The 15,403-nt window shown below is 63.3% G+C and carries 13 protein-coding genes; 4 read left to right on the top strand and 9 right to left on the bottom strand.

The window, feature by feature from the left end:
• The gene (locus KXR83_RS10960; RefSeq protein WP_437424848.1) at window positions 1–1,500 is read left to right on the top strand and encodes a precorrin-2 C(20)-methyltransferase; all 1,500 of its coding nucleotides are present in this window, start codon (window positions 1–3) and stop codon (window positions 1,498–1,500) included.
• Here KXR83_RS10960 and KXR83_RS10955 read toward each other — a convergent pair.
• From KXR83_RS10955 to KXR83_RS10940, 4 genes are read right to left on the bottom strand one after another with little or no spacing between them, the layout of a single operon-like run.
• Window positions 1,482–2,240 (bottom strand): cobalt-precorrin-6A reductase, encoded by a 759-nt coding sequence (locus tag KXR83_RS10955; RefSeq protein WP_437424847.1) that lies wholly within the window; start codon window positions 2,238–2,240, stop codon window positions 1,482–1,484. The two genes, KXR83_RS10960 and KXR83_RS10955, sit on opposite strands and share 19 nt — an antisense overlap.
• Complete coding sequence (gene cobM / locus KXR83_RS10950; protein ID WP_437424846.1) at window positions 2,237–3,004, bottom strand: precorrin-4 C(11)-methyltransferase; 768 nt, start codon at window positions 3,002–3,004, stop codon at window positions 2,237–2,239. The genes KXR83_RS10955 and cobM overlap by 4 nt, the downstream gene beginning before the upstream one ends.
• Window positions 3,001–4,212 carry a precorrin-6y C5,15-methyltransferase (decarboxylating) subunit CbiE gene (gene cbiE / locus KXR83_RS10945; RefSeq protein ID WP_437424845.1) on the bottom strand — a complete coding sequence of 404 codons (1,212 nt, stop codon included), beginning with the start codon at window positions 4,210–4,212 and terminating at the stop codon, window positions 3,001–3,003. The genes cobM and cbiE overlap by 4 nt, the downstream gene beginning before the upstream one ends.
• On the bottom strand, window positions 4,209–4,967 hold the full coding sequence (locus tag KXR83_RS10940; RefSeq protein WP_437424844.1) for an SDR family NAD(P)-dependent oxidoreductase: 759 nt from the start codon (window positions 4,965–4,967) through the stop codon (window positions 4,209–4,211). Before KXR83_RS10940 ends, cbiE begins: the two co-directional genes overlap by 4 nt.
• Window positions 4,968–5,062: 95 nt before the next feature.
• Between KXR83_RS10940 and KXR83_RS10935 the strand changes: the two genes are divergently transcribed.
• Entirely contained in the window at window positions 5,063–5,473 is a 411-nt protein-coding gene (locus KXR83_RS10935) for a PPOX class F420-dependent oxidoreductase (RefSeq protein WP_437424843.1), read from the top strand.
• A 41-nt stretch (window positions 5,474–5,514) separates the two neighbouring features.
• On the opposite strand, the gene KXR83_RS10930 is transcribed toward KXR83_RS10935, so the two are convergent.
• Window positions 5,515–7,041 carry a DUF222 domain-containing protein gene (locus KXR83_RS10930; RefSeq protein ID WP_437424954.1) on the bottom strand — a complete coding sequence of 509 codons (1,527 nt, stop codon included), beginning with the start codon at window positions 7,039–7,041 and terminating at the stop codon, window positions 5,515–5,517.
• Window positions 7,042–7,457: 416 nt separating this feature from the next.
• Entirely contained in the window at window positions 7,458–8,576 is a 1,119-nt protein-coding gene (locus tag KXR83_RS10925) for a M24 family metallopeptidase (RefSeq protein ID WP_437424842.1), read from the bottom strand.
• A gap of 94 nt (window positions 8,577–8,670) precedes the next feature.
• Here KXR83_RS10925 and KXR83_RS10920 point away from each other — a divergent pair, with 94 nt between their 5' ends.
• Both KXR83_RS10920 and KXR83_RS10915 read left to right on the top strand, forming a co-directional pair.
• Window positions 8,671–9,717 carry an alpha/beta fold hydrolase gene (locus tag KXR83_RS10920; RefSeq protein ID WP_437424841.1) on the top strand — a complete coding sequence of 349 codons (1,047 nt, stop codon included), beginning with the start codon at window positions 8,671–8,673 and terminating at the stop codon, window positions 9,715–9,717.
• A 111-nt stretch (window positions 9,718–9,828) separates the two neighbouring features.
• Entirely contained in the window at window positions 9,829–10,761 is a 933-nt protein-coding gene (locus tag KXR83_RS10915; RefSeq protein WP_437424953.1) for a 5'-3' exonuclease, read from the top strand.
• A gap of 30 nt (window positions 10,762–10,791) precedes the next feature.
• Here KXR83_RS10915 and KXR83_RS10910 read toward each other — a convergent pair whose 3' ends face one another.
• The 3 genes from KXR83_RS10910 to tatC all read right to left on the bottom strand — a co-directional run bounded on the left by KXR83_RS10910 (window position 10,792) and on the right by tatC (window position 15,391).
• Window positions 10,792–11,505, bottom strand: coding sequence for a DUF4333 domain-containing protein (locus tag KXR83_RS10910; protein WP_437424840.1), 714 nt, complete (start codon window positions 11,503–11,505; stop codon window positions 10,792–10,794).
• A 135-nt stretch (window positions 11,506–11,640) separates the two neighbouring features.
• Window positions 11,641–14,433, bottom strand: a complete 2,793-nt coding sequence (locus KXR83_RS10905) for a DEAD/DEAH box helicase (RefSeq protein WP_437424839.1) — start codon at window positions 14,431–14,433, stop codon at window positions 11,641–11,643.
• On the bottom strand, window positions 14,420–15,391 hold the full coding sequence (gene tatC, locus KXR83_RS10900; RefSeq protein ID WP_437424838.1) for a twin-arginine translocase subunit TatC: 972 nt from the start codon (window positions 15,389–15,391) through the stop codon (window positions 14,420–14,422). The genes KXR83_RS10905 and tatC overlap by 14 nt, the downstream gene beginning before the upstream one ends.
• Window positions 15,392–15,403 lie beyond the last annotated feature (12 nt).

Here is a 15,403-nt window from a genome sequence, read left to right as displayed (position 1 = left end):
ATGGCAGTACAGGGAAAACTCTGGGGCGTCGGAATCGGCCCGGGTGACAGCGAACTCGTCACGGTGAAAGCAGCCCGCATCATCGGTGAGGCAGACGTTGTCGCCTACCACTGCGCTCGGCACGGCAGGTCGATCGCGCGATCGGTGGCCGAACCGTATCTGCGCTCGGCCCAGCTCGAAGAAAAGCTGATGTATCCGGTGACCACGGAGACAACCGATCATCCCGGTGGGTACCGAGGGGCGCTCGACGACTTCTACACCGAAGCGGCTGACGTTCTTGCGCAGCATCTTTCGGCCGGCCGCTCGGTTGCACTGCTGGCCGAAGGAGACCCGCTCTTCTACAGCTCGTACATGCACATGCACAAACGGTTGGCGAGCCGGTTCGAAACCGAGATCATCCCCGGTGTGACGTCGGTCAGCGCATCGGCGGCGGCCACCGGATTGCCGCTTGTGGAGGCCGACGAGACGTTGACGGTGTTGCCCGGGACGCTGCCGAAGGACGAATTGGTGCGCCGCCTCGAGGACAGCGACGCCGTCGCGATCATGAAACTCGGGCGTACCTTCCCAGATGTCGTTACGGCCCTTGAAGAGTCCGGACGTATCGATCACGCCTGGTACGTGGAACGTGCTTCGACGGGCGCACAGAAGGTCCTGCCCATATCTGATGTGGACATCACCTCGGTCCCCTACTTCTCCATGGTGGTGATACCGGGCCGGCTCAACAGCCCACCTCTATCGGAACCGGCTGTCCAGGGCGAGGTGGTGGTTGTCGGCCTGGGGCCCGGGGCGGCGCGCTGGACCACGCCAGAGGTTCGGGCGGAGCTCGCAAAGGCCACCGATCTGGTGGGTTACAAGACGTACCTGAACCGCATCAACCCGCGACCTGGCCAGCGAATGCATGCCAGTGACAACCGTGTCGAATCCGAGCGGGCCTGCCTGGCACTGGATCTGGCCAAGAACGGCGCGCGCGTTGTCGTGGTCTCGTCGGGCGATCCCGGTGTGTTCGCCATGGCAGCCGCGGTTGTCGAGGAGTCCGCCGACGACCAGTGGCGCGATGTGCCGGTCCGAGTTGTTCCAGGGGTCACCGCAGCCAATGCCGTGGCAAGTCTCGCCGGCGCACCCCTGGGCCATGACTACGCGGTGATCTCACTGTCGGACAGGCTCAAAGGGTGGGACGTCATCGTCGAGCGAGTGCGGGCAGCGCTACGTGCTGATCTGGTGATCGCCATCTACAACCCCGGTTCGGCCAGCCGGAACTGGCAAGTAGCCGAGCTCAAAGGCATTCTGCTGGAACACAAAGCGCCCTCGACGCCCGTCATTCTGGGGCGAGACGTGGGCGGACCCGAGCAATCTGTTGTCATCAGCACGGTCGCCGATTTCGATCCGGCAGCTGTCGACATGCGGACGCTGCTCATCGTGGGGTCGTCCACCACCACGGTGATCGAGCGGGCCGGTGGTCCGGCGGTGTTCACCAACCGCCGTTACGACAGCACCCGCTGACGGACCCAGCGGGCCGCGTCCTCAGGCCTTTCCACAGCCGTACCGGTCAGGGTGACCGGTCGCTGCACCATGATGACCGGCAGTTCGAGCTCACGAGCTGCATCCAGTTTCGCTCGAACCAGATCTCCGCCGCTGTTCTTGGTGACGACCACATCGATTCGGTGCTCGCGCAGAAGCGTGCGCTCACCTTCGAGGGTGTACGGCCCGCGGTTGCGCAGGATCAAGTGCTGCGGCGGAGTCTCGCGCTCGGGTGGGTCGACAAGACGGATCAAGAACCAGGCGTTCTCGACGTGAGCGAAAACGTCAACATCTTGCCGACCTGTGGTGAGGAAGACCCGGAGACCGGGCTGTCGGTCGGCGTGCTCGGCGACTTTCGCGGCCGCGCCGGCGATATCCGGAACGTCCAGCCAATGGTCCCCGGCCTGCGATTGCCACGGGGGCCGACGAAGCGACAGCAACGGCAGTCTCGCCGACATCGTCGCTGCCGCCGCGTTGGCGGAGATCTTTCGGGCAAAGGGATGCGTGGCGTCGACCACACCTATGCACTGTTGCTCGCGCAGCCAGGTCAGGAGCCCGTTCACTCCCCCGAAGCCGCCGATACGAACCTCACCCCTGGGCAGCGCCGGGTTCTGGACGCGGCCTGCCAGCGAGGTGATGATCGGGATGCCGTCCCGATCGAGTATCTCGGCCAGAGCACGTGCTTCCGCGGTGCCCCCGAGGATGAGAACGGGGCCGCTCACGACGACACGTCGTCGTCACGGAGCTTGGTCATACGAGCCGACGAGTACAGGTAGCTATCCGGAAACTGTTCAGCAGCAAGTACTTTGCCCACAAATATCACTGCGGTACGCCGGACATCCGCCTGTGCGAGGCGACCAGGAAGTTCACGTAGAGCGCATCGGATGATCTGCTGATTGTCGCGGGTGGCAAAAGCAACCACTGCGACGGGGCAGTCGAACCCGTAGTGCGGCCCAAGCGCATCCGTGATCTGTTCGGCTTGATGCGCCGCCAGGTGAAGCGCCATCGTGACACCTGTACGCGCCAGTTCCGCGAGTTGTTCGCCTTTCGGCATGTCCGTCGACAGTGTCGACACGCGTGTGATCAGCAGCGACTGTCCGACGCCTGGCACCGTCAGTTCCTGGCCAAGTGCGGCGGCCGCAGCCGAGAACGCCGGGACGCCGGGAACGATCTGGTAGGCCACGCCGTGTTGCTCGAGGAGTCGCACTTGTTCTGCGACAGCCGAGTACAAGCTGGGGTCGCCGCTGTGCAAGCGCGCTACATCGTGGCCGGACCTGTCCGCCGACACGATGTGTTCGATGATCTGGGACAACGGCATCTTTGCGGTGTTGATCAGGGTGGCGTCGGGTGGGCAGTGTTCCAGCATCTCGGCTGGGACGAGGGAGCCCGCGTAAAGGCATGTGCCGCATTGCGATAGGAGTGTCGCACCACGCAGGGTGATGAGATCGGCGGCTCCTGGTCCGGCGCCGATGAAGTAGACGGTCACTCGACGCTCCTGGGTTTGTCTGCGATCCACTGCGTCACAGGCAAAGTGGGACGCCACGTTGTCATCGAGCCGAGTGGTTCGGCATGGTCGATGTGGAAACGTCGTAGCGTTCCGCCCACCAGAGATCGCCATCTCACGAGCACTGCCTCTGATTCGATGGTCACGGCGTTGGCCACTATGCGGCCGCCGTCGAGAAGGGCTTCCCAGCAGCCATCGATGATCCCTGGCGCCGTGACTCCCCCGCCGATGAAAATCGTGTCCGGGTCGGGCGCGTGTTCGAAATCGTCGGGCGCTCTGCCGAGTACGGTGAGAGTGCCGCTGACACCCATGTCTGCCGCGTTCCGGGCGATTCGCTCGCGCCGCACCGGGTCGGATTCGAACGCTATCGCTGTGCAACTGGGATCGGTGCGCAACCACTCGATGGCAATGCTGCCCGCACCTGCGCCCACATCCCACATCAGCTGGCGCGGCGCCGGGCGCAACGCGGTCACCGTCAGGGCACGAACGCCCTGTTTGGTGAGTTGCCCATCGTTGGAGAAATCGGTGTCGGGAAGTCCTGCCTGACTGCTCACCGCGGGTCCCACACAGTGCACGGCCACAAGGTTGAGCCGGTCGACAACCGGCGCTCCCCACGTTCGGGCGATCCCGGTGACATGCCGTTCGCGGTCTGATCCGAGTTGCTCGAGCACCGTGACCTGCGACCACCCGAATCCATGCGTGGTCAGCAGTTCTGCGATTTCAGCCGGCGATGTCTCGTCGCGACTGAGGATGAGCAAACGTACGTTGTCGGTGACCGCCGACAGGATCGAGTTCAGTGGGCGGTCGACGATGCTGCGGATCGACGTCGTGGACAGGTCCCAGCCCAGTCTTGCGGCGGCGAGACTGACGCTCGACACCGCCGGGATGATTCGGACATGTTGCGCTCCAACTTGTTTGACAATGGATGCGCCTACGCCGTGAAACATCGGGTCGCCTGAGGCGAGGATGTGGACCGGTTCGGGTTCTGCACCGGCGAGGACATCGCGAAGATGTTTCGACATGGGGCTGGTCCACGGACGCAATTCAGCCTGGACGGGTGCGAGAAGGTCGATCTGGCGGGCTGATCCGTAGATGACGTGGGCGGACTGCAATTCCCGCTGGGCTGCCACGGTGAGACCGTCCCAACCATCGGCTCCGATCCCCACCACGACAAACCGCGGGTCGATCATCGTGGCATCCGACGCCAGATGGCCCGAGGCAGCAAGCGCATGATGAAGAACATGGGGCGCAGTGCAGCCGGTATCCATACCTCTGTTTTGCCGGCATGCAGAGCTTTGACCACTGCGTCTGCCACCTGAGGAGCTGTCTTCGACATCGGTGCGGGTTTGACGCCCGACGCCATCAGTTCTTTGGTCATGTTCCCGATGACGAACCCGGGGCGTGCCAGTAGTAGACGAACACCCGTGCCGTGCAACGCGTCCGAGAGACCGGAAGCGAACCCGTCCAGTCCTGCCTTGGTCGATCCGTAGACGTAGTTCGCGCGACGGACCCGTACACCGGCGACCGAGGAGAAGACGATGAGGTCGCCGCTTCCCTGGGACGTCATGGCTGCGGCCAAGGGGGTCATCACGCTGATGTGCGCCAGGTAGTCGGTGTGGGCGATCTGCAGGGCGTGCTGGGTGTCCACCTCGGCGCGGGCTTGATCGCCGAGGATGCCGAAGGCGATGATCGCCACGTCGATCCTGCCGAACTCGGCGACTATTTTCCTGATCAGCTCGTCGTGCTGCGCCGTGTCATTCGCGTCGAACTCGATGGTGTGCACCTCAGCGGCGTTTTCACCGAGCATCCGTTCGCGCTGATCAGCCAAGTCATCGGAACGACGCGCGGCCAGGATCACCGTCGCTCCCCCGGCGAGACGGGCAGCGACCTCGACACCGATCTCGCTACGTCCTCCGAACAGAACCACCACTCGACGATTGCTCACCGGTCGAGTATTCCAAACCGGACGCGGGCTCTTGTGGGTCAGGCCTCTGAGCGGCTCATGCTCAGGGATGACGTCAAGTTGACTATTCTCTGTAGATGTCCAAAACAGCAGCCGACCTCACCCCTGAAGCGCTCGAGTTTCTGAGCGCCCGCCATCTGGGAAGCCTGACCACCGTGCGGCAGGCCGGGACGCCCCACGTTGTTGCGGTCGGCTTCACCTACGACGAAGAAGCCGAGCTCGTCCGCGTGATCACCTTCGAAGGAAGCCAGAAGGTACTCAACGTAGAGCGCGCGGGGTACGCGGCGGTCTTCCAGGTGGATGGACCGCGCTGGCTGACCCTCGAGGGCCCGGCATCGGTGCACCGCGACCCCGACGCTGTCGCCGAAGGTGAACGTCGCTACGCGAACCGCTACAAGCAACCGAAGGTCAACCCGCGACGCGTCGTCGTTCAGATCGAAGTCAAGCGAGTACTCGGCTCCCGAACGCTCCTTGGAACCACTGACTAGTTCGTAACGCACAGCCGGAACACATTGGCTGTCAATACGTATCAGTCTGGCGAACCAGATTTCTCAAGATCGTCGTTACCGGTGTCCATCCGCTCGTCAGTACTCTGTTGCTGTAGCTGCACGCGTTGTTCGCGTTCGTCGAGTGCCTGTTGGCGTTCGGCGATGATTTTCTGCCAGGCCGCCTCGATGGTGTGGTCGGTGTGGTGGGCCCGGTTTATTCGTGGTTGTTGGTCCGGGTCGATGTATTTCGGTGGGATCCACGCCACCCGGCCGGCGTCGGGGCCGTCGGTGACCATCACCGTCTGCCACTGATCTTCGCCAGGTCCGATCATCGCGTGATGCGGAATGCACGCCGGGGCCAGCTCGTCGATGTCAGTGTGCCCGCCGTCGGCCCAGGCGGTGGTGTGATGGATTTCAGTCCAGGAGATGGGGTTACGGCAGCCTGGGCTGGTGCAGCCTCGGTCTTTGGCGAACAACGCCATCCGCTGCCCTTGCTGGGCAGTACGTTTGGCCCGCGCGAAATACAGGACGTCGGCGGAGTGGTTGGCGAACACCGCCAACGACCAATCCGCCCGGGCGGCCAACTCCAAGGCATCCTTCACGGGTACATCGACGCCGGAGGCGGTGTGGGCGATTCCTGCCGCCTCATCAAGCTGTTGTTTGGTCATGGTGATGATGACCTGCACCGGCAACCCACGGTGGGAAGTACCGAGCAGTTTGTACTCCAGGATGGTCTTCAAGATCGCTTTGAATGCGTCGTGCTGACGCTGGGCACGCGAACGGGTGTCACGGCCGGCCGCGGCTTCGATGATCGCTGGATCCATGGTCGGGTCGTCAGCGGCGCCGGTCGATGAGTTCGGGTCATCGGGATTGTTCATCCCGGGTGCCGCCCACACATCCATCACGGTTCGAAACAGCGCCAACGTTGCCGGGTCGAGGTTGCCGGTGAGCTTGCTCATCATGTCCAACCCTTGGGGACCGTCGGACAAACCTCGGTTGCGTTTGCGGTCAGCGTCGTCAGTGAGTGTCCCGTCCGGATCGACCCGCGCCAACACTTCTCGCCCACACACTTCAAGCTCGGTAGGTCCTAGGGTGCGGGCGTTGTCGGTCAGCCACGCGTCAACCACGTCATACACTTCCGGTGCTGATTTGTGCGGGATCTTGTCGCGGACTTTGAGCATCACATCCATGTGCGCCAACCCAATCGCACCCTCGGCCAACGCTTCCGCGGCGGCCGGGCATTTCGGGGGCAACGGCTGCCCCTGCATCGACCACAACACACCGGCAGCATCAAGTGCTTTCAACCGTGAGGAGGCATCACCGCGAGAGACTCGCAGTTCACTCATCACAAACCGATGCAACGTCGAATGGCCAGCCTTACGAAACAAGCCTCGATCATTGACCTCCTGCAACCGCTTGAGGCCCTGAAACGACAGTGCCCGAACAACTTTCTCGTTCACCCGCACTAACTCAGCCACCTGCACATCATCAACATCCGCTGCTGACGCACCAGCAATCCGCTGCAGCAGAACATCAAGATCGCGATACAACCCCACCAACACCGGCATTGGCGGTGGATCCACCGTCACCGAATCACTCATCGACAAGCCCCCCAGCCCTCGAACCCCTTTCATTAAGTCTACCAACAGAATCCGATATTGTCGAACATGTGTTCGATGTCAACGGGCATACGACAACATCGTCGAACGAGGCCTCAGTGGCCTATCACGAAAACAACGATGCGCGAATCATGTGGCGAAAGAACATGATTCACACACCGCTGACCCCCGAGGTAGGCGGCCCTGATGCAGACCCGCTTCGCCGCAGAGGTTCCCGGGGTCGGGTCATCGCCGAACGATCAATCCGGATTGTTACCGGAGTCGGTTCGGGACGGCTACTCCGCTACTGCCGCCGGCCGCGGCCTGCTGATTGCCGTCGTCGCTCCTGCAGCCTTTTGGCTACACAGTGGGTCGAAAGCGCGCCGTCAGACCGACTTCAGCTCGTGAGGCTGCTGATTGAGTGATTCGCATCCGTCGGCCGTGACGACGACGATGTCTTCGATTCGTGCACCCCATCCACCGGGGAAGTAGATCCCGGGTTCGATGCTGAAGGCCATCCCGACCTGCAGCTCGATATCGTTTCCCTCAACGATGTAGGGCTCTTCGTGGACTGACAGGCCGATTCCGTGACCGGTCCGATGGACGAACTTGTCGGCCAGTCCGGCCTGGGCCAGCACGTCGCGGGCCGCTGCATCGATCTGCTGGGCACTGACACCCGGCCGTACTGCCGCCACCGCTGCACGCTGGGCTTCTTCCAGTATCCGGTACTGACGGGCTATCTCTCCGGAAGGTTCACCAACACAATAGGTTCGGGTGCAATCCGAGTTGTACCCGGGCTCGACAGGGCCGCCGATATCGACGACCACCACATCACCGTCTTCGATCACCCGGTCGGACACCTCGTGGTGTGGGTCGGCGCCGTTGGGGCCGGAGCCGACGATGATGAACTCGGCGCCGGTATGACCCTCGGCGACGATCGCGGCCTCGATGTCGGTGGCGACCTCGCGTTCTGTCCTTCCCGCCGAGAGCCATTCGCCGACGCGAGCATGAACCCGATCGATCGCCGCACCCGCTCGGCGCAAGGCGTCGATCTCGGCGTCGTCTTTGATCATCCGTAACTGACGTAGAACCCCTGTGGCCAATTCGGGGCTCGAACCGAACCGGGCTGCCAAAGGAACGGTGTGAAGTGCCGGTGCCGCATCAGAGACGGCGTAACGGCCTGCGCTCACGCCGGCTGCTTCGACTGCGATGGCATACGGGTCCTGACCGTCCACCCAGTCGTGGACAACCAGGCCCAGCTCGCCGACCGCAGACTCCCTCAGGGCCGCGAGTTCCAGCCTCGGAACCACCACCTGCGGATCCCTATCGGGACTGATCACCAGCGCAGTGAGACGTTCGAACGTACTGGCGCGGGAACCGGTCAGGTAGCGCAGATCAGGTCCGGGCGTGATGAACAGAGAAGTCAATCCGGCTGAGGCCGTCAACTGCTGGGCACGTTGAAGTCGGGACCGATACACCTCTGCTGAGAATCGCTCGTGGGCCATGTCCATCAGGCTAACGGGCCCTCGAAGAGGGCTGTCCTCCCGGTGAGCGATCGCTGAACGGGCGAAAACGGCCGGATCGACGGAAGATGTACAGATGGGATCGAAGGACAGCACTGTGAACCGTGGACGCGAGCCGCGCAGACTCCGTGCGGTCCCGAGTGCGCATACCGACCCGCAGTTCGCGACTCTGCACGGTTACAAGCGCGCATTTCGTATGGCAGGGAGCGGTCCGGCCGTCTTGTTGCTGCACGGAATCGGTGACAACTCGCTCGCCTGGGAGCCGGTGTTCGAGCAGCTGAGCGAGAAGTACACGGTGATAGCTCCCGATCTCCTGGGTCATGGACTATCGGACCGGCCCCGAGCCGACTACTCGGTCTCGGCATTCGCGAACGGGATGCGTGATCTGCTCACGTACCTCGATGTCGAACGCGTCACCGTGGTCGGACACTCGCTGGGCGGGGGCGTGGCCGGACAATTCGCCTATCAATACCCCGAGATGGTGGAACGCCTGGTTCTCATCGGCACCGGTGGAGTCACCAAAGGTGTCAACCCAGCTCTCCGAGCGCTGTCGCTGCCCCTCTCCGAACTTGCCTTGGGTGTGCTCTCTGTACCCGGCGTGTTCCCGACCTTCTCGACGGCAGCCCGGATGATGCAGAACCTGTTGCCCATGGCGATGTTCCGCGACAACACCGAGGTGGTCCGTGTCCTCGAGCGGATGCCGGAGAAAGGTTCGGCCGAGGTGTTCGCGCGGACTCTACGATCGGCTGTCGACTGGCGCGGTCAGGTGGTCACCATGCTGGACCGCTGCTACCTCAGCGCCGCCATCCCGACTTTGATCGTGTGGGGGTCCGACGACCAGGTGATCCCGGTGAGCCATGCCCATATGTTGCACAGTGCGATGCCAGACTCGCAGCTCGAGATATTCGAGAAGTCAGGCCATTTTCCGTTCCGCGACGAGCCCGACCGGTTCGTCGAACTCTTCCTCCGATTCGTCTCAGCCACAAAGCCTGCGTCGATCAATCGCAACGACGTGAAAGTGGCTCTGCGACAAGGACCCCCGCCCAGGCCACTGACGGGCGATCCTCATACGCGAATCGCAGTTCTCGACGCGATAGACAGCGACGAACGAAGCGCGACGTAGAACTGTCGCCGACCGTCGTCTGCGGACATCGTTCGAATCGACTGGGATCACCGGGACGAGCAATCACCCGTTGGTGGATCTGGCATGGTTTACGCCATGAACCAACCAGTGATGCTGCTAGACGGTGCGAGTCTGTGGTTCCGGGCTTTTCACGCTCTTCCGGAGAAGATGACCGCTCCTGACGGACGTCCGGTCAACGCCGTCCGTGGATTCCTCGACATGATCGCCGCCCTGGTCACCCGCGAGCATCCCCATCGATTGGTTGTGTGTCTGGACCTCTCGTGGCGACCCACATTTCGCACGGACCTCATCCCGTCGTACAAGGCGCACCGTGTAGCCGACGCCGCGGGAGACGGATCGGAAGAGGTGCCCGACACACTGACACCCCAAGTCGACATGATCATGAACGTTCTCGCGGCAGCCGGGATCTCAACCGCCGGCGCAGAAGGCTGCGAGGCCGATGACGTGATCGGTACCCTCGCCCACACCGAAGCCGTGGATCCGGTGGTGGTGGTCAGTGGAGACCGAGACCTCCTGCAAGTGGTGGCAGACGACCCTGTTCCGGTCCGGGTTCTGTACGTGGGACGCGGGCTCGCGAAGGCCGAGATGTACGGACCTGCCGAACTCGCCGAACGATACGACGTGCCGACATCCGACCCGGGTTCGGCGTACGCCGAGATGGCCATCCTCCGGGGTGACCCATCCGACGGACTGCCCGGGGTGGCCGGAATCGGGGAGAAAACAGCGTCAAAACTGTTGCAGGCGTTCGGGACTCTCGACGAACTGGAGCGCGTCGCTTCAACCACCGCCGACAAGCGGATCTCCACCCGCCAACGCACGTCTCTCAAGGCTGCCGCCGACTATCTGAGTGCCGCTCGCACGGTTGTGTTCGTTCGAACCGACGCAGAGATAATCAGCAGCGGGGACGACCGGTTGCCCAGCGAGCCGGCAGATCCGGCCGCGCTGGCCGACCTGATCGAGGAGCTCGGCATCGGCTCGGCGGTCTCCCGACTCGGGAAAGCACTGGGCTGGCAGTTCCCCTGATCAGTAACGACAAGCGGCCGACCGCAGGCATCAGCCGGCGGTCGGCTGACCCACCTCGTATTTGCCGTCATCGTCGAGGAACGTGATCTTGACCTGCTGATTGGCGCCGCTCACCGTCACCGTGCAGGTGAAGCTGTCGCCCTTCTTGATCTCTTTGTCCTTGGGGCACTTGACGTTTTCGACGCCCTCTGCCTGATAGTCGTTCTCCAGAACGGTTTTGACACCCTCCTGGGCCGCCTCCTGGCTGAGTACCTTCGTGACGGCGAATCCCGGTGCGAGAAACGCTGTGACGGCCAAGATCACTGCGATCAACGCCACCACGGACGCCCCGATGATGAGGGGCAGCTTCTTTCCCGACTTCGGCTGAGCCATCGCCGAGAACTGATCAGAGCCACCGGGGCCCGGCTGTCCGTACTGCCCGGGCTGCCCGTACGGACCAGGTTGTCCGTACTGGCCCTGGGGCTGGCCGTAACCGGGTTGCTGACCTTGAGGTTGGCCGTAATTGCCAGGCTGTCCCTGTGGCTGGCCGTATTGGCCGCCCTGCTGCGGGTAATTGGGCGGCTGATACTGGCTGGGCCCCTGCTGACCTGGGTTCTGCTGAGGCGGGTACTGCTGCGGCGGCTGCTGACCCCACCCCTGCCCCGGTGGCGGGCCCTGTGTCGGTTGACCCCACGGGCCCGGTTGCTGACCCTGCTGCCACTGTTCAGGCGATCCGGGGTTGTTGGGGTCGTTGGGCCCGCTCATGTGTTCCCTCCGCTTGTCCGCACCGTGGAGACTCGCGGTGCCAGAATTACCGACCCCGAACATACCGCACACCCATCAAACGGTTCAGCAGACGCGACCGGCAAACGCAGAGGTAGACCGGCCGGAGCGCACGGTTCAGCCGAGTTCGACGGCCACCACGCCTTTTCGGATACTGGCGATGGCCGCAGAGGCGGAGCGGGTCAGACGCGACTGCCCTGATGTCTGCAGGCTTGCGGCGGTTCTGATCTGTTCGAGCAGGTCGATGACCTGGCGGCTCCATCGGACAAAATCACCGGCCGGAAGTGAGGTGCCGCGCTCCCCGGCCGCCGCGAGCACCTCGGTGAGACCTCGGCCCGATGCCCACAGATGAATCGCCGTGGCGAACCCGGCGTCGGGCTCCCGCGTGGGTTCCACGAGGTGCTTCATCTCCAGGCGGGTCAGGTCGTGCCAGGCCGAGTGGGTCCGGTGCAGTGCGTCGCGCACACTGACCACTCCGGTGACGAGCTCGGCACCACCGTACGAGTCGCGGCGGGATTCGTAGACCACCGACGATGCGACAGCCGCGAGTTCGGACGGACCCAGCTCATCCCACAGGCCGTCTCTGATGCACTGACAGATCAACAGGTCGCTCTCGCTGTACACGCGGCTCAGGGTGTCGCCTGCCGACGTGATGTTCAGCTCGCCCTCCGACTCCGCCTTCTCGAGGTAACCCAGTTCGATGAGCACCGCCACGATGCGGTTGAAGTTGATCGACAACGTCGACGTCCGCTGAGCAACCGACTCTTCGAGCGCCGAGATCTCACGCGCAACCCGGTTTCGTCGTTCGGCCAACCGAAAGAGTTCGTCGTCCTGAGGAATCTGATGTGCTGGGTGATTGCGCAATTCGCTACGCAAACGACTCAATTCGCGGTCATCTGCCGCACGGGCGCGCTTCGCCTGTTTACCGCGGGGCATGTCGATGCCCGACGACCGCAACGCAGACGCGAGGTCTCGTCGACCACGCCCCGTTCGCCTGTCGATCTGCTTGGCGAGCCGCATGTTGCCGAGTACCTGGGGCGGGTTCAGGAAGTCGCGGGGACCGACCCTGCCACACCAAGCGTCTTCGCAGATCACGAGCGGCTTGGGATCGCGAATGTCTGTCGCCGGTTCGAGAACCACCGCGAGCCCTCGGTGCCGGCCACCGTGCAGGCCGATGACCTGACCGCGCTTGAGTGCGGACAGATCTTCGACCGTGCTCTGCTGCGAGGCCATCCGTGACTCGAACTTGAGAGAGCGCTCTCTAGACCGGATCTGCTCACGCAACCTGGTGTAACCCAAGAACCCGTCGATGCCCTCGTCGAGGCCGCGGCCCTCGGCGCGGCCTTCCAGTTCGACCTCGATCTTGCGCAGTTGACGGCGCGCGGTGTCGATCTGCCGGGCCTGACCGACCACCGACTTGTCCGCCTGAAACTGTGCAAACGACCGATCCAGCAGATTTCGTGCACCCGCCAAACCCAACCGCCCGATCAGGTTCACGGCCATGTTGTACTCGGGCGCAAAGGAACTGCGCAACGGGAACGTGCGGGCACCCGCCAGGCCTGCGACCCGCGTCGGTTCGAGATCGTCGGTCCACACGACCACTGCGTGGCCCTCGATGTCGATCCCTCGACGCCCGGCTCGCCCGGTCAGCTGGGTGTACTCCCCAGGCGTCAGGTCGACATGCGCCTCGCCGTTGAACTTGATCAACCGCTCCAAGACCACCGATCGTGCCGGCATGTTGATGCCCAAAGCCAGTGTCTCGGTGGCGAACACGGCTTTGACGAGACCCTTGACGAACAATTCTTCGACGGCATGACGAAACGCGGGCAGGAGTCCGGCGTGGTGGGCGGCGAACCCTCGTGTGAGACCTTCGCGCCACGCGGGCACACCGAGTATGTCCTGATCGGCTGCGGAGAGTTCGGCGACGTATTTGTCGACGATGATGTCGACCTGCTTGGCCTGGTCGGGCTCGAGCAACCGGAGGCCTGAACGCAGGCACTGGCTCAGTGCACCCTCGCATCCTGCTCGCGAGAAGATGAAACTGATTGCGGGCAGCAGACCTTCACGATCGAGACGCGCGATGAGGTCGGGCCGGGAAACCGGTCTCGGAACGCCCCCACGACGCCCCTCGCCACGTTGGGGTCCGCGCCGACCGCGTCCGCGTGGAGGAAAATCGTCATCGCGTCGCGCCGCGAGTTCACGATGCCGGATGTAGCGGGTGAGTTCTGGATTGACTGCGGGCTTCTTGTTCGGTGCAGTGGCATCACGGTGGTCGAACAGGTCGAAGAGTCGGTTGCCGACCAGCATGTGCTGACTGAGTGGCACGGGCCGATGTTCGTCGACGATCACCGTGGTGTCTCCACGGACGGTCTGGATCCACGCACCGAACTCTTCGGCGTTGCTGACCGTCGCCGACAGGCTCACCACACGGACCGAAGGAGCAAGATGCAGGATGACCTCCTCCCACACCGCGCCGCGAAAGCGGTCGGCCAGGAAGTGGACCTCATCCATCACCACATGCGAAAGACGTTCGAGCGCGGGCGAATTGGCGTAGATCATGTTCCGCAACACCTCGGTGGTCATGACCACCACGGGTGCCGAGGAATTGATCGACGAATCGCCGGTGAGCAGACCGATGGACTCCGCACCGTGTGCCCGGACCAGATCCGCGTACTTCTGGTTGCTCAACGCCTTGATGGGGGTGGTGTAGAAGCACTTGGTGCCGGCGGCCAGGGCGAGATGCACGGCGAACTCGCCGACAATCGTCTTGCCTGCACCGGTGGGCGCGCATACCAGGACGCCGTGTCCGTCGGCGAGCGCCGAGCAGGCATCACGCTGGAACGGATCGAGGGCAAATGGCTGACGCCCCGCAAACGTGTCCAGCTCTAGTTGCGCCTCAGAGAGTGTCATCGAAGTGATCGGCTCCGCTCATCGAAGGGGCCGTCGACACCGGCGCGGGGCGCTCGACCGGGCCGGAAGCGGGCACTGATCCTGTCGGGCCGCCGATCGGCGAGGCCTCGTCATCACTGACGTCTCCCCATTCGGCTTCCTGACGTTTTGCCTTGCGGTAGTCGTGGAGATGGGCGATCTGGATGGCCATCTCGAGCAGGATCGTCAACGCACCCGCCAACGCGAGCATCGTGAACGGATCAGAGCCCGGTGTGAAGAACGCGGCGAACACGAACATGCCGAAGATCAGTCCGCGGCGCCAGGCCTTGAGTCGCTCGTAGCTGAGCACGCCGATCATGTTCAGGGCCACGATCAACAACGGCAGTTCGAAACTCACCCCGAAGATGATCAGCAGATGCAGCAGGAAGTTGAAGTACTGGTCGCCGGCGAGCGCGGTGATCTGCACGTTGTCACCGATGGTCAGCAGGACCTCGAACGCCTTGGTCATGACCAGGTACGCAAGCACCGTTCCGGCGAGGAACAGCAGGGCCGCGCAGCTGACGAACGAGACCGCGTACTTGCGTTCCTTCTCAACCATGCCCGGGGTGATGAACTCCCACAGTTGGTAGAACCAGATCGGGCACGCCATCACGAAACCGGCAGTCAGCGCCACCTTCAATCGCAGCATGAACTGGTCGAACGGACCGGTCGCGAGAAGACGGCAGGCATCGTCGCCGGTGAGATTGGCGCGGGAGGATTCCGGCAGGTTGCAGTAGGGCTCACGCAGGAGATCGCCGAGCGAGTCGATACCCAGGAAGCCGTGGGAGTACCACACGAAACCGAGGATCGTGGTGAGTGCTATCGCGGCCACCGAGATCAGCAGCCGGGTCCGCAATTCACGCAGGTGGTCCACCAACGACATCGTTCCGTCGGGGTTCACCTTGCGCTTGCGGCGCCGAGGGTCAAGAGGAATGCGCACGGTGTGAACTAT

Origin of the sequence: Williamsia muralis, from assembly GCF_051487485.1 — a bacterium.
Taxonomy (GTDB): Bacteria; Actinomycetota; Actinomycetes; order Mycobacteriales; family Mycobacteriaceae; genus Williamsia; species Williamsia muralis_B.
The sequence above is the reverse complement of the archived record's forward strand: the minus strand, read 5'-3'. Positions and strand labels throughout refer to the sequence as shown.

Bases quoted from the DNA above. Each gene is read 5' to 3' on its own strand.
- KXR83_RS10925 (WP_437424842.1), bottom strand. From the start codon at position 8,576: ATGGCCCACGAGCGATTCTCAGCAGAGGTGTATCGGTCCCGACTTCAA.
- KXR83_RS10960 (WP_437424848.1), top strand. From the start codon at position 1: ATGGCAGTACAGGGAAAACTCTGGGGCGTCGGAATCGGCCCGGGTGAC.
- KXR83_RS10915 (WP_437424953.1), top strand. From the start codon at position 9,829: ATGCTGCTAGACGGTGCGAGTCTGTGGTTCCGGGCTTTTCACGCTCTT.
- KXR83_RS10920 (WP_437424841.1), top strand. From the start codon at position 8,671: ATGGGATCGAAGGACAGCACTGTGAACCGTGGACGCGAGCCGCGCAGA.
- KXR83_RS10910 (WP_437424840.1), bottom strand. From the start codon at position 11,505: ATGAGCGGGCCCAACGACCCCAACAACCCCGGATCGCCTGAACAGTGG.
- KXR83_RS10935 (WP_437424843.1), top strand. From the start codon at position 5,063: ATGTCCAAAACAGCAGCCGACCTCACCCCTGAAGCGCTCGAGTTTCTG.
- KXR83_RS10930 (WP_437424954.1), bottom strand. From the start codon at position 7,041: ATGCCGGTGTTGGTGGGGTTGTATCGCGATCTTGATGTTCTGCTGCAG.
- cbiE (WP_437424845.1), bottom strand. From the start codon at position 4,212: ATGATCGACCCGCGGTTTGTCGTGGTGGGGATCGGAGCCGATGGTTGG.
- KXR83_RS10905 (WP_437424839.1), bottom strand. From the start codon at position 14,433: ATGACACTCTCTGAGGCGCAACTAGAGCTGGACACGTTTGCGGGGCGT.